Raw genomic sequence first — 19301 nt, 5'->3', positions numbered from 1 at the left:
CTCAATGAAACTACTCTTCACAGGTGCATCTGGTTTTTTGGGTCAGAATGTTAAACCGTTATTAGAAAAGAAATACGAAGTCAAGACAATGGGGTTAACTGAAGTTGATGATTTTAAAACAGATTTGTCTACAGAAATTCCAGAACTTACAGAAACATTTGATATTGTTTTCCATGCAGCTGGTAAAGCGCATAGTATTCCTAATTCTCAAGGGGAAGATAAAGTTTTTTTTGATGTGAACTATCAGGGAACAGTTAATTTATGTACCGCACTAGAACAATCAGGAATTCCTCAGGCATTTATATTTGTTAGTACGGTAGCGGTTTATGGTGTAGATTTTGGAGATGATATTTCAGAAGATTATCCTTTACAAGGGAAAACCCCTTATGCACTAAGTAAGATACAGGCTGAGCAATACTTAACCACCTGGTGTGCCAAAAATAATGTAAAATTAGGAATTATTCGTCCTTCTTTAATTGCCGGGCCAAACGCTCCGGGAAACTTAGGCGCAATGGTTAATGGTATAAAAACAGGTAAATATCTTTCAATTGGAGGAGGTACTGCACGCAAAAGTGTATTAATGGTACAAGATATTTCTACTTTAATTCCTTTATTAGTAGAAAAAGGGGGAGTTTACAACGTTTGCGATGATATACAGCCATCTTTTAGACAATTAGAAACTATTATCGCTAAACAATTAGATAAAAATCTACCTAAATCAATTCCCTATTTTATAGCTAAAGTTATGGCATTGGTGGGTGATCTGTTAGGTTCAAAAGCTCCGATAAATTCGTTGAAGCTTAAAAAAATTACAGAATCGCTTACTTTTTCGAATAATAAAGCCAAGATAGAATTGGGTTGGCAACCATTAAATGTTTTAGAGAATTATAAAATTAAATAATTTACCTTTGTCTGCTGAAGGAGGTTTGATAAAAACCATTAAAAGTTTTAAAAAATAATTATGATCAGATTGTTCGATTTCTTGTTTTCATTCTTCGGAGTATTGTTTTTATCACCAATAATGTTGGTGTTGTATGTTATAGGCTTGTTCGACACCGGTTCACCTATATTCAAGCAACAGCGTGTAGGTAAAAACAAAAAGCCTTTTACGCTGTATAAGTTTAGGACAATGAATGTAAAGGCACAATCTGTTGCCACTCATTTGGCCAATACGGCTGAAATTACCAAGTTTGGGAGTTTTCTGCGTAAATCAAAATTGGACGAATTACCGCAATTAATTAATGTGGTGTTAGGGGATATGAGTTTAGTAGGCCCACGTCCTAATTTATTTAACCAAACAGAACTGATCGAAGAGCGTGACAGCCGTGGCGTTTATAATGTAGTTCCGGGGATTACCGGATTGGCACAGATCAACGAAATTGATATGTCAACTCCTAAGGAATTGGCTATTAAAGATGCTGAGATGTTGCAAAGTCTTACGATGGCAGATTACTTTAAATATATTTTTGCAACAGTAGGAGGTAAAGGTCAGGGTGATAGGGTAGCGAAGTGAAAGTCAAATTTTATAAGGTCTAAAGTTATAACCTTTATGATTTTAGGTTTTATATGTATTTTGTAGATTGTATTATTGTACACTGAAAAGCAAATCTATGTAAATCAATATTATCTGTGGTTAAAAAGTCAAGGTATAATGAAGAGCGCGAGCGTATTGCTTTAAAAATTAAAGAAGTATTTACAAAATAGATTAAAACGACCGAAAATACTTCGGTCGTTTTTTGTATTACCCACAAATATTCCCTTTGAAAGTGTTAATGGCATGTAACAAATCAACGGTTCAACAAATCAACCACTACAATATACATTTTACACTATACAACACATAGATTCAAAAAAGATGATACATCACTTAGAAAACGAAAATATAAAGATTGCTGTTGATTCTAAAGGTGCAGAACTAAAATCTGTATTTAATAAACCTAATCAAGAAGAATTACTGTGGCAGGCAGATCCAGAATTTTGGGGTAAGTCAAGCCCGGTGTTGTTTCCTATTGTGGGCACCTTAAAAAATGGTATTTATATTTATGATAAAAAAAAATATAAACTGCCTCGACATGGTTTTGCAAGGGATTACAATTTTAAATTACAAGAATTTTCCGATTCTCAATTAATTTTCTCTTTAGAATCATCTAAGGAAACAATAGAGGTATATCCTTTTTTGTTTCGATTGGAAATTATCTATACGTTAAAGGATAATACTTTACAGGTTGAATATAAGGTTAAAAATTTATCAGATGTTGAAACCATGTATTTTTCAGTTGGTGCGCATCCGGCATTTAAAGTTGGTAGTAACGCTGATGATTTCTTTGACTATTCATTATTATTCAATAAGGATAATGAGTTCAAAGCAACCTGTTTGAAAGATGGATTACTAACTACAGATAAAAATACTATTACATTAACTAACCAAAAAATTCAATTAAATTATGAATTATTCGAAAATGATGCGCTAGTACTGTTGGATATGAAATCTGACAAAGTAACTTTATTGAATAACACTGACAAAAATATTTTGAGTTTTGAATTTGAAAACTTTCCTTATTTTGGTATTTGGACAATGAAGGATTCTGGTTTTATCTGTTTGGAACCTTGGGCTGGTGTAGCAGATTTTGATTCTCACGATCAGCAACTGGAAAACAAAACAGGTATCAACACACTTAAACCAAAAGAAAGTTGGTCAGCATCGTGGTCAATTAGTATTTCTTAAATATTCGGAAAACAAAATAATTTAATTTGTAATTTATCAAATATCTGCTTTTGCAATTAATTACTCATTATTAAATGTTTAAAATTTGTTAATTATAAAGTGTAGTTTTTTGATTTACAGATATTTTTATATTTTTGAAATAACAACAAATAAAATAATTCCATGGAATGTCACGTGCTAACAGCATCAAGGGTAAAAGACCTTGAAAACAGACCAAAAAAGCACTACAAGATGGTTGGCAGCTTAAAGGCACATTGTCAACAATCGAAATTCCTACTATAGACAGTTCAACAACCGTATTTTATCAGGAAATTAAAAAAGTATAATTCAAATAGGCTGCACAGCCTGTTTTTTTATTCACTGTAATGCTTCGCTTCATAAGATATCGCACAAGAAAGCAAGTACATTGTAAAATTTGTTTAGCTTTACTTCCAGTATAATAAACAGCGCATATATTTATTTGGTTTTACTTGAAAAGTGAATTTTTCAATCTCGTATTCAACTGTAATATAAACGGGATAACAGCTATTTATCGGTTATTGAATTCTATTTGCCTAGCAGCTTAACGTATGAGGAAGCTGTAGCATTTTAGATTGAATTTTGTTATGCAAATAGGACAAAAATAACCTTAGAAATGTCATACACATTGAGAATATTGGTAGATTATTCAGAAAAGCTGTAATTTTCTTTTACATCACTTATTCAAAATTGATACACTAAAAAGCAAAATCATACCTTTAACAATTAATGTATTATACACAAGTTGTATTAAAACTGTGCAGATATTATATAACTTAAATATTATTCCTTCGGTTTTATTTTTTCGATGTTCTGTTCTTGCGAATAACTTTTAAAATCAAATGTAAAATCAAAAAAAAGTTTAGGTTCCAATCCTAAAGCTAATATTATACGTATAAGCGTTGTTATTTTGGGAACATTTTCGCTATTAATAAATCTGTAAATCTGTTTTCTATCTATGTTAGCAGCAGCAGCCAAATCAACTACTTCAATATTTTTCTGCTCCATTATGTTTTTTAATTGAGCGGATAATGCTATAAAATATTTATCATTAGAATTTTCCATTAGGTAAATATGACATTTATGACAAAATAATCATTGACATATTTGTCAATTATAATATTAATGTTTACATTTGATTTTTATAGTTAATTATTAACTGTAAATTTGCAATACTTTATATAGAAAATATTAAGCTATTGCTTAGAGTCTCGAACAGAAAACTGGTAATTTTAAGGAACGAGATGATAAGTAGATTAGCTCACGACCATGGCGTGAGCTCACTTATCTGTTCCCCGGTATACCAGTACCTCTGTTCGGATATTGTTGAGTTTTCACGCCTTTTTTGCTTTTTACTCAACCTTTTGCCGGTTATGGTGCTGTGTACAGGCACTAATTACTATTTGTTTAATCGTTTAATCGTTAGTTGTTTAATCGTGGATCCCGAGGGTCGGGACGAGATTTGTTGAATTGTTTATTTGTTTAATCGTCTAATCGTTGAACTATTAATAAGATTAATAGGTGTATAACTATAACAGGATTTAATTAAAAATATGTATAGTTATTTTAGGACGGGTCAACCGAAAAATTTTCTAAATCTCAACAGTGGGAATACTAGGTAGATACTGTATGGATACAGTATTGATAGCTCATGAATTACATTTTCGTAAAAAATAGTGGCTTATTCTAAATATTGGAGTTTAGGCACAAAATACGGAAAATTTAAAAAAGTGAAAATTACTGTGTTTAAGAAGTAAAACAGTTAAAAATAACAAATAAAAAAAAAAACGGCGAAAACACCGTTTGCAAGAATGCTTTTTAAACGATAAATACAATTTGTTCTTTGAGATTGAGTTCATTGAAACCAGATTCACAAATTGAAGAAAATTAGTTTTTAAAACTCTTTACCTAACTTTTGTCTTGATACAAAAGTTACAAAAGATCAAGACTCTATTTTTTCAACGGTCAACAAACTTTTCGAAAAGGCAATCAAATATTATTCAATATCGCTTATTTAATGATATGGTATTCATGAATCTGCGATTTCGCTCCCTTGGGTCGTATTTGATCTATACCTTTTATTCAAAGAGTTGACACTCGCTGAAAAAATAATGTCGCTTTAAAATCCCCAATTGTTCAACAAGAGGATTTTAATTGATAACAGAGATGGACTATGTACCAAGCGGTATTAAGATTTAAACGAGCGTCAAAACGGTGAAGTTGGCGTTAAGGAACATCGGGTCGCGGAGCGATCGTTCCGATGGACTAGGCAACAAACAAGATTTTGACCGTTAAAAGCTTGACCGCAATAAAAGCACTTTTGGTACTTTTCGTGCATGAAAAGTACAGGAAAACCGAAAAGTTAGAATTACGGACAATGGATATTGAGAATCGAAAGAGATCTTCCACTGGATTCCTTTAGATTTAAAAAATATTAAATTGTAGAAAAAAGAAGAGAATAGAGTTTGAGTACACTATCCTACTTTCAGAGCTTTATTAATCTCAAATCTTGATTAAGACTCTACTCTATCTTATCAAATTCTCAAATAGAAATTCGGGCTTAAAACCCATTATTAAGGAATCGAGTTATTGATAAGTGTCTTTTCTGATTAAAATTCAAATTTATGGAAAAAATAGTTATTGGTATTGATGTGAGTAAATTAACATTAGATATCTGCATTCAAGACAATGGATCTAATCATTATGAAAACATTCTTAATACCGAAGAAGCAATCAAAGCGTTTTTTAGAAAGCTTAACAAGAAACACGAGATTATAATTGGAATGGAAAACACAGGTAGATTTAATGCTATTCTTTACAGAGTACTGATGCATTATTCTTATGCTATTTATGTGATCAATCCTTTTCATTTGAAAAGAAGTATAGGGCTAGTTAGAGGGAAGAACGATAAAGTTGACAGTGAACGCATCGCTTTATTTTTATCAAAAAACTATATGGATCTTCAGCAATGGAAACCAAATTCTCATGCCATTGAAAAAATTAAATTATTAAATGCAGAAAGAAAGCATAGAGTTAAAATACGTGCAGGATTATTAGCTCAATCACAAGATGAACTATTTTTAAGTTCAAGTATTGATAAAGGTATTTTACGATTAAACACTAAGCTCATAGATGTACTAACCAAGCAAATTAGTGAAATAGAAAACAAAATATATCAATTAATTTTTAAAGATGAAGAACTTAATAATCATTATGATAGAATACGATCTATACCAGGAGTAGGAAAAGTTTTAGCATTTAATATGCTGATAAAAACAGATGGCTTTACAAATATTAATAGTCCAAGGCAAATGGCTTGTTATGCAGGAATAGCTCCATTTGATTTTCAGTCTGGAACTTCTATAAGGAGAAAACCAAAAGTTTCGTCCATGGCAGACAAAGACTTAAAAAAATTATTACACTTAGCAGCAATGAGCGCCATTCGATTAAAAAATGACTTAGCTATTTATTATCATCGTAAAGTGGAAGAAGGAAAAAATAAAATGTCAGTTTTAAACGATGTTAGGAACAAGATTATTCATCGTATTTATGCACTAATTAAAAATCAAACTATATATAAAAATAGCTTGCTTTTGTCATAGAAATCAAGATGACAAGGTGGAGATATGTTAGGATGCGATGCTGCATGGCTTGTCTCGCTTTAGTGGAAGTGCAGCATGACCGGATGTATAGCTTTATTCGATTTTTGACTGGAAAATAGTTCTATGAATTACGATCAATAGGGATTGAAATCAGAAGAGATCTTTCACTTAGTTCAAAATGACAACCTAAACAGAAAATTATAATGATATGAAGCAATATAAAAAAGCAAAATATAAGAAGATAAATCTTACAGCTAAAAAACAATTACAATATACAAAAAGTTAGCCCTGTAAGTAGAGCAAAGCACATAACAGCTTCCAAACCATAATAGATAAATATTAATATAGTTAGTTGATTGAAGTAGTTAAAAACCGGGAGCGTTGTGTGCCGAAGCTCTGAAAAAAGAGAATAAAACACATAAACCCAAAGCTTTTTTTGGGCTATGTGGAGAAGCCTCATTTAAGCTTTGGCTTTATTATATTCCGAAGCTGAAAGTGATATAAAGATAGGATGTGATGCTGAAACTAGTTCAGCATGACAGTGCGGATAGATCTATTGGATTTTGATTACCAATGAAATGGTTTAGTTTCGAGAATTAAAGCGCCATTATCAGTAAAACGAGTGTCAATTAATTGAGGAATGCGTAAAAGAATCGGGGAACAAATTGACGTTTCGATTCTATAGTATTCAAAATTTAAATTGACCGTTTTAAGGATGAGGCAAGATTAAAAAAAAAGACTTTTATTCGAGCGTTTCTATTTTGTTTTTGTTCTCATGAATGCTGCACTGTCGTTTGCATTTGAAGTGAAACGAGTATTATTTTGTTTAGTGGAAAAATATGAAGAGTAGACTTTTTTATAGAGTCTTGAAATCAAGAGCACATGAATTTGTTATTATAGTCTAAATGACTTTGCTCGCAGATTCACGAACACTAAAGCATAATAATATCACTGAGTAATTTTTGGTTCGTTTTGAAACCTTTAGGTTCATGAATTCCTATACTTAAAATGTGATAGCATGAATAATCAAGATAAAATGAACAATAGAAATTAAAAATTGGACGCGATGCTGCATCGGAGTGCAGCATGACAGTGCGGATAGATCTATTGGATTTTTGATTTAAAAAAGGAGTGCAGTAAAAGTAGAAATCTAAAAAAATAAACCTACAAGGTTTATAAAACCTTGCAGGAGAGGAAACACAACTTGTATAATATAAAACCCCACTATTATGCCACAACAAAACTTTGAATTATTAAAAAAAGGCGACCCTGCTGCATTAGAAAAAATTCATGCCCAATACAGCAGAAGAATCTTTTGGTTGGGTAAAAGAATAATAGATGATGAGTATGAGGTGGAAAACCTGGTACAGGATACTTTTTTAAGGTTATGGGATTGTCGCGAAAAAATACAAGACCCAATGCATATACTGTTTTTCTTGCAATATGTTATGAAAAGATCCTGTTTGTCGCATTATTACAAACCAAGAAATAAATTTTTTAGAACGGTAAATTCCTTGGAAAGCTATGAAAATTTTCAGAACTATCTTGCAGGTTACGATCCCGCGGATGGAATTGAAAACCTGAAGTATCAGGAATCGCAACAAAAATTGTTCGATTTGATAACCAACGTACTGCCGCTCATTAAGCCGGAACGAAGGCAACTTATCAATCTTTGCCTGAAATATGGTTTCAGATATAAACAAATTGCGCAGGTGATGGGAAAAAATACCAGACAAACGGTAGACGAGGTAAATAGGGCAATTGAAGATATAAAAAAAATAGTTGCTGTAAGAAACAGGAACGAAAAGAAGTTTAACCCAGAATTGGAGCAGAACGCTGTGAGCGAAAGGCAGTCACAGGTTTTAAAGCTGCGCTGTGAAAAGAAATTTTCATTTGCAGCCATCGCCGAACAACTCAACCTTTCCCAAACGCAGGTGCACGAAGAATTTATGGCAGCATATAAGTTTGCGCAGCAGCATAAAATACAATCACTTTAAATTTGTTATTATGAGTAAGGAAACCATGAAACTAGCCCGGAAAATACAGATAACCATTGATCTGCCAACAGCTGAGGAAAAAAAAGAAGTTTGGCACAAATTATATACTTGGCAGGACAGGTGCATGCGTTCAGCAAACCTTATCATGAGCCACCTGTATGTGCAGTCGATGATTAAAGATTTTTTATACCTGTCTGAAGGTGTTAAGTATAAGTTGGCAGATGAAAAGAAAGATCCAAACGGCATGCTTAAATGTTCACACATCAGTAGTACCTACAGAATGCTTAGTAACCGTTTTAAAGGGGAAATACCTACCAATATATTTAATTCACTTAATAATGAGCTGATCAAAAAGTTCAATAGATACTATATAGAATATGTTACAGGTAAGCGATCTTTAGATAATTTCAAACCCGACAAGGGGTTCCTTTTCGGCGTGCCAGGCATTAAACGGCTGCAGTATAACGAGGAGAAAAAGGCATTTTGTTTCCTTTTGTTCTCGCTTCCGTTTAAAACTTATCTGGGTAGGGATTTTACAGACAAGCACGCATTATTACAACAGGTGGTTGACGGGAAGGTTAAACTTTGCTCCTCAAGAATGAAGCTTGAAAAAGGGAAAATCTTCTGGATGCCGGTTTTTGAAATACCTAAAGAAAAGCACCGCCTGAAACCCGCTGTAGTAGCAGAAGCTTCATTGTCATTAGAACATCCCATTTTTGTACGCATAGGCAGGAACAGTTTGATGATTGGTAATAAGGAAGAGTTTTTACACCGAAGGCTGGCAATACAGGCAGCACACAGCCGAACCAAGGCAGCAGTTACCTATTGTAGGGGTGGTAAAGGAAAGGAACGAAAATTAAAGGCACTTGATAGGTTTAAAAGTTTGGAAAGTAATTATATAGCCAGCCGGTTGCATGAGTACAGCCGGAGGCTGGTTGATTTTTGTGTAAAACACCAGGCAGCGACGCTGGTATTGATGGATATGCAGCAAAATTCGGAAATAGCTAAAGAAGAACAGTTCGTGTTGCGTAACTGGAGTTATTACGACCTGATGAGCAAGATAAAATATAAAGCTGAAAAGGCGGGTATTGAATTGATTACTGCCTGATAAACAAAATATTGAGGGTGCCTATACACCCGTAAGGTGAGGTTGTTGGTTAACACTCACTGAATGCGAAAGCATATATAGCAAAACCGAAAGATTTTTTACTAAGATATAAAAGATGTTTTTCAGGTACTAAGCATATTACAATTTGATATGTAGCTAAATAATTTTACTTGTGCTTAAAGATCTTCTGGCCGTTTTTGTAAAAGTAATATACAAAAAATTGTTCAAGAATTGCTTAAATGATGTTTTTAATAAAATATATTGAGGGTGCCTATACACCCGTAAGGCGAGGTTGTTGGTTAACACTCACTGAATGTGCAAGCATATATAGCGAAACCGAAAATTTTTCTACTAAGATATAAAAGATGTTTGTCGGGTACTAAGCATATTACCATTTGATATGTAGCTAAATAATTTTAATTGTACTTTAAGATCTACTGACCATTTTGTAAAAGTAAATTATAAAAAATTGTTCAAGAATTGTATAAGTGATGTTTTTAATACAATATATTGAGGGTGCCTATACACCCGTATGGTGAGGTTGTTGGTTAACACTCACTGAATGTGCAAGCATATATAGCTGAACCGAAAAATTTTTTACTAAGATATAAAAGATGTTTTTCAGGTACTAAGCATATTACAATTTGATATGTAGCTAAATAATTTTAATTGTGCTTTAAGATCTTGACGCCGTTTTGTAAAAGTAAAATAAAAAAAATTGTTCAAGAATTGTTTAAGTGATGTTTTTAATAAAATATATTGAGGGTGCCTGTACACCCGTAAGGTACGGTTGTTGGTTAACATTCGCGGAATGTAGTAGGCATATACAACTTTAAGATAGTTATTTGTATCAAAAGGTGGATTGGTTATTCAGCTAAGTTGTCGAAATGGTAAGCGTAGATCATAGAATTAATAACGCACGCGGTATTTTCGCCTTATTTGAAAAACCTTATCTTCCAAGTCAAAATAGAAGTTAAGTACGCATTTCTTTTTTCTTAGCCACAATTTGGGCACATCATAGCTCCATGCACCTGAATTGTATATGGTATTTGCAGGTCCGTATTTGTTCTCAAGTTCTTTTTTACTAAAACCTATTTCTTTCTTCTGTTTAAGTATTTTGTTAAGTACTAAAGACCGGTACATTTTATTATTTTGCCAGACAAAGCTATCAACATCCTTATAGGGGTAGCCTATCAATAAAAGTAGTATTTTAATCATAAAAAATATCTAAAAATTATATTGTAAATTTAAGTTAAATTCTAATAATTTTTTATTTTATATTTAAAATTAGTGATTTTTTTATAAAAATATTAAAAAAGTAAATCTCACTATGGTTTACATCCATTTTTATACGTACCCATTTACACTTGTAGCCATATATAAATATCATACCCATTAAAAATGACGCGATTCGTCAATTTGATCTGCCGGGAAATCTCTAATGTACTATTTTACTTTTTTGTATTTTAAACCTATGCCAAACCTAATATCAATCAATAACTAATAATATTTATTTTAAAAAGTACAATCCTTATTATTTACCTTCAAAATTTTCGTTAAACCATTTTAACTGGTTGTAGCTGTTAATGAATTTCAACCGAAGGTCTAACAGCTTTTGTTCTGCTTCTAATAATTTATTTTCACGGGTATTTATTAAAAAAAGAGAACTTTCACCGTTGCTGAACCTTATTTCTTCAGCACTTAACAAGCGTTTATAGTTTTCAATGTTGTTTTGCATCAGGCTTATTTGCAACTGATAACTTATAACCTCATTTTTATATGCCGTGATTTTTGCATTCAGTTCCTGCTGTTTGTATTCGGCATCAAACTGGTTTTGTTCAATTTTATATTTGGCAATCTGATAATCGGCGCGTGCCTGTCTTAAAAATATAGGAATTTCGAGCTTTAAACCGTACTGGTAATTGTTTTCAAAAAGGGGCAGCAGTTCGGTTTCGTAACTTTCTTTGTTGAAAAAGTTATAGGTAAAATCTAATTTTGGCAGCAAACTCTGTCGCTTCAGCCTGCGCTGACTTTCCAGAATATTGAATTTCTGTTGATAATATTGCAATGCAGCATGGCGGTTAATATCCCGTTGATCGATTAATGCAAGCAACATACCGTAATTTTCATACGATTCTGCCTGTGTTATTTTTTGCGATGGAATTATCAGTTGTTCCACGTCATAAGGTTGCTGGTTTTCTGTCCATAAATAAAGCGAAAGTTCTTGTGTTGCCTTTACAAATTTAAGGTAAGCATCCTGCTTTTCTACTTCGTAACTCTGCAGTTGCGAAACCACTTCGGTAGTGTCAATGGCTGCACGTTCGCCATATTCGTAGGTTTTTTTGGTAAGAATCAGACGTTCTTCGTTTATAGAAACGGTGCGACTTTGTAATAGATAATTTTCGTATAATCGCACCCAGTTCCAATAGGCATTATCAGCATTAAGCAATAGTTCATTCGTGAGCAATTTCTGTTCTGCCTGTGTCATTTGCAAAGCAGATTTTGCCTGATCTAACAATGCCCGACGTGTATCGTATAAAAGGTTTTTTGCCAATGGAACCGTTACACCAAACTGATACAGACCGCCTCTGGTATCGCTATTGTTTAGTTTTTGTCCGTTAATGTAGTTGTAACTTCCGTTTAGTTCGATACCGTACCAGGTAGGAATTTCCAAACCCACATTGGTCTGCTTGTAATATTCTGTTCCGTCTATTGTTTTAGAACCGTTTTTGGCATCAACCAACGGATCAAAATTTCCGCGGGCTTTTTGAATTTCAGCTTCGGCAATCTGATTCTGCAAACGGTAGTTGTAAGCCAGCGGATGATAACTCTTAACAATAGAAATAAATTCTTTGTGGCTCATGCGCAATGTATCCTGCCCAAAACCGGCAATGCTAACAAACATTAGTAAGGTAAAAACGATATTGCTGAACTTTATCATTTCTTCTGGGTAGATTTATCGGTTTTCACGGTATAATAATCAGCAGGGAAACCATTGATGTTTCGCCACAGTTCGTACCAGATCGGCACATCGTTTAAAATAGCGATTCCCTGAACACCGGCACCCATTTTTATTTGAGGCGGCCATGGTTTTTTACCTTTCTCTTCAACAACCAGTGCCTTGAAAAGTCCGTTAGTGGTTATGTTGCTTTCAACGGCAATTACTTTACCTGCAAAGACTCCGTAACTTGTGTTGGGCCATCCCGAAAATACGATTGCAGGAAAACCGTCAAAAATACACATCACACGTTGCCCGGGTTTTACTAAAGGTAGATCTACCGGTTTTATGTAAATTTCAACGGCATAATCAACATTCAACGGAACGATTGATCCGATGCTTTCGCCGTCTTTCAGTATTTCGCCGATACCCGATTTGGTTAGTTGAACGATCTGACCGTCTTGCGATGCCAAAACAAAATACAATCCCTGACGAATTTTATAGTTCGACATTTGATTTTCTAGTTTGGCAATTTCCCCCGAACTGCTTTCAATCTGCCCCATGCTTGTAAAACGCTCGCCTTGAATTTTACTCAGTTTTTCGGTATAATCCTGCACGGTGGCATTTTGTTCAATGTTTACGGTGATAACTTCCTGACGCGTTTGTGCCAGTTTGTTTTCGGCAGCGGTTTTCTTGGCTAGCGCATTTTGATACGATACACTGCGTTGTTGGAATTGCGTAAGTGATACCAAGCCTTCATCGTACATTTTTTGCTGGCGTTCGTATTGGTCTGCCGAAAGGTTCATTTCGTTGTTTGCTGCTTTTAATTCGGCTTCTTCGGCAGCCAGTTTGTTGTTCAGCTGCTGTATTTTTACTTTTAACTGCTGCAGTTTCAGTTCACGGGAACTGTTCAGTGCATCAAGCTGGGCATCGGTAGTTCCGATTTTGGCTTCGTAAAAATCACGCACGCCTTTTTTTGCCTCAACCTGATCCGATGTTCGAGAAATAAGTAAGGGATCCATATAATCTTCCTTAATTTCGGATAATTGCAGTATGGTATCGCCTTTTTTAACGAAGTCTCCGTTTTTTACATGCCATTTGGTAATTCTACCGGGAATTGGCGAATTAAGCAGTTGCGGACGTTGTTCCTGATAAAGCGTGGTTACTGTGCCCGTAGTTTTTATATTTTGAGTCCACGGCAGAAAAAGGGTAATAATAGCGAGTGCCATAATAATATAGAACCACCTTTTTACTCGTGAATTTCTGTGAACATGGTATATATTTTCAAACGATTTTGGTTTCATCGATGTTGTTTCTTTAATTTATTTAATATGGATGACGCTGCCGTTTTGTACAGAAAAAATATGGTCTGCCGCATTTACTAATTCTTCCTTTTCTGAAACAATTACAATGGTTGTTTGCGATTTGATCTTTTTTAGATAAGCAGTCATTTTCTCTGCAAAATCTTGATCCATACCGTCAACAGGATCTTCCAGTAACAACAGTCGTTTTTTACCTAACATAGCACGTAACAGTAGTATTTTTTTTCGGGAGCTGAAAGAAAGTTCGGTATCGGTATCGCTTAACTGGGTTAATAATCCTTGGGTAAACTGACTCGAAAAATCTTCGATACCCCATTCTTCGGCTAAATTCAATACATCTTGTGTTTGATAATTTTCTTTATCAAGCGTAATATTGCCTAAAAGTGTGCCTTTAATAATGTGCATGTCTTCCAGATAAATACCGGTTTGTTCCCTGAAAGTAGCTTTGTTTATGTTGCTTAACGGCACTTTATCAAATAAAATAGTTCCGCTGGTAGGTTCGTAAAAACCAGCCATCATGTTCAAAAGTAACGATTTGCCCGATCCCAGATAACCTTTTATAACGGTTAGGCTGTTTTTGGGTATTTCAAAATTAATGTTGTTGATAATAGGTTTCTGATCTTTAAAATGAATGCTTACATCTTTAAAAATAATTTCCATACCATCTTTACTGTCAGGAATTTCAATGTTGGAATCGTTCTCTTCATGCAATTCGGTTACTTTACTCAACTTGGTTAGTGATGTAATGACATCATAATAACTTTCCAAACTTTTAATCAGTTTTTCAACGGCGGTAAGTATTGTTAACACAACAATTTCTGCTGCAACGAAAGCTCCAATATTCAGCTCTTGATTGATAAGCAGGTAGGTGCCAATAGAAAGCATTAGCAGTGTAATAAGTACCTTAAAAAGCACAATGGTCCAATATTGCAATAGCAGTACTTTGAAGTGGCTGGTACGATGTGTAAGGTATGCTAACACCCGGTTGTCTGTTCCTTTTAGATGCGTATCGCTTTTAGAATTGATCTTGAATGTTTTTACCGATCCGGCAATGTCTTCTAACCAAGATGCCACTTCGTATTTTTTATCGCTTTCTTTCAAGCTTGATTCGATACCCGAATTAGAGGTAAATTTGAAAATAGCGATGACAAGGATAAATACCAACGCTCCGAAAACCAGAAACCACGGGTGATAGAACGATAATAATATAATTCCGAATACGATTTGTATTAAGGCAGTAGGAATTTCGAGCAATATTTTAGAAATACCTTTTTGCAGGTTCGGTACATCAAAAAAACGATTGACCAATTCGGGCAGATAGTATTTTTTGGTTGTTGCCAGATTGGTCTTTGGCAGTTTCTCGGCAAATGCCAAAGAATATTCAACAAATAGTTTCTGTTGAATTTTTTCGATGATCTGCATCACACGAATACGGAAAAATCCCGCCAAAAAAGTTCCGAACACAACAAAACCAATTAAAATATAAAGAGAGGTTACCATAGTGGCACCCATTACATAACTTACAATTGCCTGTATGCCCAAAGGTATGCTTAATTGTACCAAACCGCTTAAAATAGCATAGATATAAATACTAGCTACATCTTTTTTCTCTTTTGTTATATAGGTAAACAGTTTTCTGCTGTTAAATTCTGTCTGTGTATTTTTTGCCATATAAAGCTTTTCCTTACGGGGTTTCACTAATCTTAATAGCTACTTGAACTATTTGATTATTGTAAAAATAAAAAAATATTATCGCATGATGCTACACGGTTGTAGGTTTTTTTAGTGTTGATTGTAGTTTTAAGATGAGATAGAAATTATTTTAATTTCTAATCGAATTTTAATTTTAGACGATGTTATTGTGAGCGTTTTTGAAGATATTGAATGTTTTGATGAGTTATTTTATTTAGCTTTAGTTTGCAAGCAATTCCAGACTTTTTTAATCTGATAAAAATTTAGAAGTAACTATGTAAAATAGTATTGGTGTAACCTAATAAAAAGAAAGGTTTTAAAACCAAATTGTTAAAATTTTGGCAGCAGTACCTGAGGTGATTCTTAAAAAATTATTTTATTGTTAAGATTTGGTAAAAAAAATTAAAATGTTGCAGTAGTACAGGAATTACACTATATTTAAACCCATAATTGTTGTGAAGATATTTAAAGAATTAACTTTTTATGCAAATTTGTAATTGTATATGTATAAGATAACTGATGAACTTAGTATTAATGGGTTCAGTGCAAATTCAATGGATTATTTTATCCAGAGGAATAACGGTAGTAGGTCATTTAGTACAATGGATTATTATTGTATATTGATTGTTATACAGAATACAGCTGTCACAATTGATGGAATTGGGTGCGAAATTAAAAGAGGTAGTCTTGTTTTTATAGGACCTTCCAAAAATATGGTCTTTTGTGAAGAGGCTTCTCAAAAAGGTAGTATTTATGCATTGACCTTTTCGGCGTCTTTTTTTGAAAAATCTGCTAAAGATTCATTAGTCCTTAATTCCGATCTTTTTTTTGATAAATCTTCTCAAGTTGTCGTTACTCAAGCTTCAATTCCTATTGATGAAGTAGTGAAATTGATAATTAACCGACTTAATCTATACAAAACCAAACAGAATAATGGATTGTATATTTCGGTGGCGCACAATTGTGTGGAAGCACTGCTGTTGGATGGTCTCTTTTGTGTGGATGAAAAAGCGTACGAAGAGCAGAATGATGTTCGAAAATTTACTTTTATTGATATTGTAAACAGATTCAGAGTACTTTTGCAAAAACATTACCAGATTGAAAAACATGTGAGCTTTTATGCACAACTGCTGTTTGTTACCCCCCGCAGGTTAAGTGAAATGACAGAGTCTGTTCTTGGCCGCACTGCCAAGCAGGTAATCATAGATAAAGTGGTTAGCGAAGGTATCCGTATGCTGAAGCATTCCAATTTTACCGTTTCTGAAGTCGCCTATCAGCTTGGTTTTAATGACGAGGCAAACTTTAGTACATTCATAAAAAAACATACCGCTAAAAATCCGCGGATGATTAGGCATGCAGGTTAAATTTCTGTTAGCACTGCATAAACAATATTAAAAACATGCACTTACACGTTATTTTGATGTAAAGAAATAGGAATAGTTATATTTTTTTCCAAAACAATTTTGTATATTTAGATCAGTGAATATAAAACCTGCTAAATTACGGGCGTATGTTTTTAAGAATTATAATGACTGCATTTTTATTTGGATTTTTATCATTTGAACTATACGCACAGAACAGTGTTACTTTGAATGTGAATTTATATCCGATCCAGACATTATTGGTTAATACGGCACAAAAAGAAGTGAATCTTGAATACAATACCCGTGAAGACTACCGCAATGGAGTAGTATCTGAACAGCAAGACCATTTAATAATATACAGTACCGGCGGATTTCAGGTGAAAGTAAGTGCAGTAACTGCTGCAATTGATAAGGACATGTTAAGTAATATCATCATAATGCCATCGTCAGGATCTAAACCCTTGGAGCAGTCACATGTTATGTACACAGGTAAAAATATCTCGGAAATAGAACAGCCTATAATTTCTGCAACTAAAGGTGCTATTGATAAAAATGTAAACATCAGTTATAAAGGTGCAGGGAATGATGCCCTTGTTGGACTTACTAAAAACAATACACCTGCAAACCATACTTATACGGTATTGTATACCATCGTTTCTCAATAAAGTCTATAACACACATAAGTATATACAACTAGTATTATACATTTTAAATTGGAATAATTTTAAAACCGGTTAGAAATTTTACACCAAAAATAATTTCTCAAAATTTTCTTCCGTTCAAGCTTGTATGAAAATTTCAATCCAAAGGTGCACAATACGATTTTACTTCAAGAATGCAACTCTAAAATATATTTGATTCATTATAAACTTTATCCCTTTAACATTGAGCAGGTTTTGAGTAATGATATGAAAGTCGATTAATTTTTTTGTATAAAAGCTGCTTTGTAAAAAACTACAAGTTTTAAGTATATTTTGATAAGTAGCATAAACATGCTATAAGGTACTTTTGTATCCGATTTACAACAGGGGGGGTAAAAGTTGTAAAATCAAATATACTAAAAAGTTCATAAGCAACAAAGGAAAAACTAACAAAAAAATGAAAAAAGTAGTAATTGCATCTTTAATGATGCTAATTGGAATCGCAGCAGAAGCACAAACAGACAACGCAACTTTAAATGTACGATTAAATCCTATCCAGACTTTAGTGGTTAATTCACAACAAAAAACAGTTAATATTGATTATACAACGAAAGATCATTATAAAGACGGTGTGTCTTCTAAACAGGCAAACCACTTGAATATATTCAGTACTGGTGGATTTGAGGTTAAAGTAAAATCAGGCGGATCCGAATTAATCAATCAGGGTACTGCTGGAAGCAATGGAAATATTGCTGCGTCAACCATAAAAATTATTGCAACTCAGGGAACTCAGGATGCTTTAACAGATGCTGATTATAAGCAAAATGTTGAATTGTCGGCTACAGACGGTATCATTGTTTCTTCTACAAAAGGGGCTAGAGATAAAAATATTGATATTGAATATAAAGCAGCAGGTAATGACGCATATCTTGACAAATATGTGGCAAGCAGTACAGCTACAACATTTACTACTACTGTAACTTATACAATATACGCTAAATAACAGTATTAAAATAATTATTTTATCAAAGTGCTGCAATCATCTGTAGCACTTTTTTTAAATATAAACTTTGTAGTGATGAAAGGATTTGCGGTATTTTTAATTGCTTTATGTTGGGGCTCCAGTATGTTGGCACAAACCGGTGTTTCGGTATCGCCTCCGCGTCTTTATTTTGAATCGGATGCCGGTAAAAGCAGCCGACAAAAGGTCACGGTTACAAATGTAAGCGCAACCCACGTAATGAATCTGGCGTTAAGTACGGGCGACTGGCAGTACAGTGAAATGGGTGAAAACATGATGTATCCTGCAGACAGTTTGGAAACATCATGTGCCGGTTGGGTAAATATTAGTAAAGAAGATAGCTATTTTTCATTGAAACCCGGTGAAAACAAAGAGGTGGAGGTAAACATAACGGTACCCAACACATTTCAAGGTAATCTTTCTGCACATACCGCTATGCTGTATGTTACGCAGATGAATCCTGTAGATGATGTGGATAGTAAAGGAGCTAATATAAAAGTAAGCATACGCTCTGGTATAAAACTGTTTCACCGTACAAGCGAAATACAAAACCGCAAGCTGGAAATTGAAAATATTCTGTTCGATAAAAAATCGAATCACGTAGTACTTTATTTTTCTAATAACGGAAATATTTGGGCAGACGGTATCGTATATCCCGAATTGTTAAACACAGCTACTGGAAAAAAAACGGTATTAGATCATATTGTGTTCTACACCATGCCGGCAGACAAACGTAAAATGCTGATTTCTTTGCCTGAAAATTTGGAAAAAGGAAAATACACGGCAAATATTCTTATTGATTACGGCGACGAAAATACCATAGAAATGGGAGAATTATCTTTTACCAATGACTAAGTGTTTTCTTTTTATTTG

General features: G+C 33.7%; 15 protein-coding genes. 10 read left to right on the top strand and 5 right to left on the bottom strand.

The window, feature by feature from the left end:
• Nucleotides 1–4: 4 nt before the first annotated feature.
• The 3 genes from F0460_RS08665 to F0460_RS08655 all read left to right on the top strand — a co-directional run bounded on the left by F0460_RS08665 (nt 5) and on the right by F0460_RS08655 (nt 2725).
• The gene (locus F0460_RS08665) at nt 5–901 is read left to right on the top strand and encodes an NAD-dependent epimerase/dehydratase family protein (RefSeq protein ID WP_150012278.1); all 897 of its coding nucleotides are present in this window, start codon (nt 5–7) and stop codon (nt 899–901) included.
• A 60-nt stretch (nt 902–961) separates the two neighbouring features.
• Nucleotides 962–1513: a sugar transferase gene (locus F0460_RS08660; RefSeq protein ID WP_150012276.1), complete on the top strand. Its 552-nt coding sequence runs from the start codon at nt 962–964 to the stop codon at nt 1511–1513.
• 342 nt (nt 1514–1855) lie between these two features.
• Nucleotides 1856–2725: an aldose 1-epimerase family protein gene (locus F0460_RS08655; RefSeq protein ID WP_150012274.1), complete on the top strand. Its 870-nt coding sequence runs from the start codon at nt 1856–1858 to the stop codon at nt 2723–2725.
• A gap of 801 nt (nt 2726–3526) precedes the next feature.
• Here F0460_RS08655 and F0460_RS08650 read toward each other — a convergent pair.
• Entirely contained in the window at nt 3527–3808 is a 282-nt protein-coding gene (locus tag F0460_RS08650) for a helix-turn-helix domain-containing protein (RefSeq protein WP_150012272.1), read from the bottom strand.
• A gap of 1559 nt (nt 3809–5367) precedes the next feature.
• Between F0460_RS08650 and F0460_RS08645 the strand changes: the two genes are divergently transcribed.
• The 3 genes from F0460_RS08645 (at nt 5368) to F0460_RS08635 (ending at nt 9450) form a co-directional block, all read left to right on the top strand.
• The gene (locus tag F0460_RS08645) at nt 5368–6345 is read left to right on the top strand and encodes an IS110 family RNA-guided transposase (RefSeq protein WP_150012270.1); all 978 of its coding nucleotides are present in this window, start codon (nt 5368–5370) and stop codon (nt 6343–6345) included.
• Between the two features lie 1229 nt (nt 6346–7574).
• Nucleotides 7575–8342, top strand: a complete 768-nt coding sequence (locus F0460_RS08640) for an RNA polymerase sigma factor (protein WP_150012268.1) — start codon at nt 7575–7577, stop codon at nt 8340–8342.
• A gap of 10 nt (nt 8343–8352) precedes the next feature.
• The gene (locus tag F0460_RS08635) at nt 8353–9450 is read left to right on the top strand and encodes an IS200/IS605 family element transposase accessory protein TnpB (protein ID WP_150012266.1); all 1098 of its coding nucleotides are present in this window, start codon (nt 8353–8355) and stop codon (nt 9448–9450) included.
• 909 nt (nt 9451–10359) lie between these two features.
• On the opposite strand, the gene F0460_RS08630 is transcribed toward F0460_RS08635, so the two are convergent.
• The 4 genes from F0460_RS08630 to F0460_RS08615 form a co-directional block, all read right to left on the bottom strand.
• Nucleotides 10360–10668, bottom strand: a complete 309-nt coding sequence (locus F0460_RS08630) for a hypothetical protein (RefSeq protein WP_150012264.1) — start codon at nt 10666–10668, stop codon at nt 10360–10362.
• 316 nt (nt 10669–10984) lie between these two features.
• The gene (locus F0460_RS08625) at nt 10985–12391 is read right to left on the bottom strand and encodes a TolC family protein (RefSeq protein WP_150012262.1); all 1407 of its coding nucleotides are present in this window, start codon (nt 12389–12391) and stop codon (nt 10985–10987) included.
• A complete protein-coding gene (locus F0460_RS08620) occupies nt 12388–13692 on the bottom strand; it encodes an HlyD family secretion protein (protein ID WP_150012260.1) in 1305 nt (434 codons plus the stop codon). Before F0460_RS08620 ends, F0460_RS08625 begins: the two co-directional genes overlap by 4 nt.
• Before the next feature lie 18 nt (nt 13693–13710).
• Nucleotides 13711–15381 carry a peptidase domain-containing ABC transporter gene (locus tag F0460_RS08615; RefSeq protein WP_150012258.1) on the bottom strand — a complete coding sequence of 557 codons (1671 nt, stop codon included), beginning with the start codon at nt 15379–15381 and terminating at the stop codon, nt 13711–13713.
• A 524-nt stretch (nt 15382–15905) separates the two neighbouring features.
• On the opposite strand from F0460_RS08615, the gene F0460_RS08610 reads away from it, so the two are divergent.
• From F0460_RS08610 to F0460_RS08595, 4 genes are all read left to right on the top strand, one after another.
• Nucleotides 15906–16766, top strand: coding sequence for a helix-turn-helix domain-containing protein (locus tag F0460_RS08610; protein WP_150012256.1), 861 nt, complete (start codon nt 15906–15908; stop codon nt 16764–16766).
• 164 nt (nt 16767–16930) lie between these two features.
• A complete protein-coding gene (locus F0460_RS08605) occupies nt 16931–17431 on the top strand; it encodes a hypothetical protein (RefSeq protein ID WP_150012254.1) in 501 nt (166 codons plus the stop codon).
• A 433-nt stretch (nt 17432–17864) separates the two neighbouring features.
• Entirely contained in the window at nt 17865–18410 is a 546-nt protein-coding gene (locus F0460_RS08600) for a hypothetical protein (protein WP_150012252.1), read from the top strand.
• A gap of 75 nt (nt 18411–18485) precedes the next feature.
• Complete coding sequence (locus tag F0460_RS08595; protein WP_150012250.1) at nt 18486–19283, top strand: fimbrial biogenesis chaperone; 798 nt, start codon at nt 18486–18488, stop codon at nt 19281–19283.
• Nucleotides 19284–19301 lie beyond the last annotated feature (18 nt).

Source organism: Paenimyroides baculatum (genome assembly GCF_008629655.1).
Taxonomy (GTDB): Bacteria; Bacteroidota; Bacteroidia; order Flavobacteriales; family Flavobacteriaceae; genus Flavobacterium; species Flavobacterium baculatum.
Note: the sequence above shows the minus strand (reverse complement) of the source record. Positions and strands in the feature narration are given on the sequence as shown.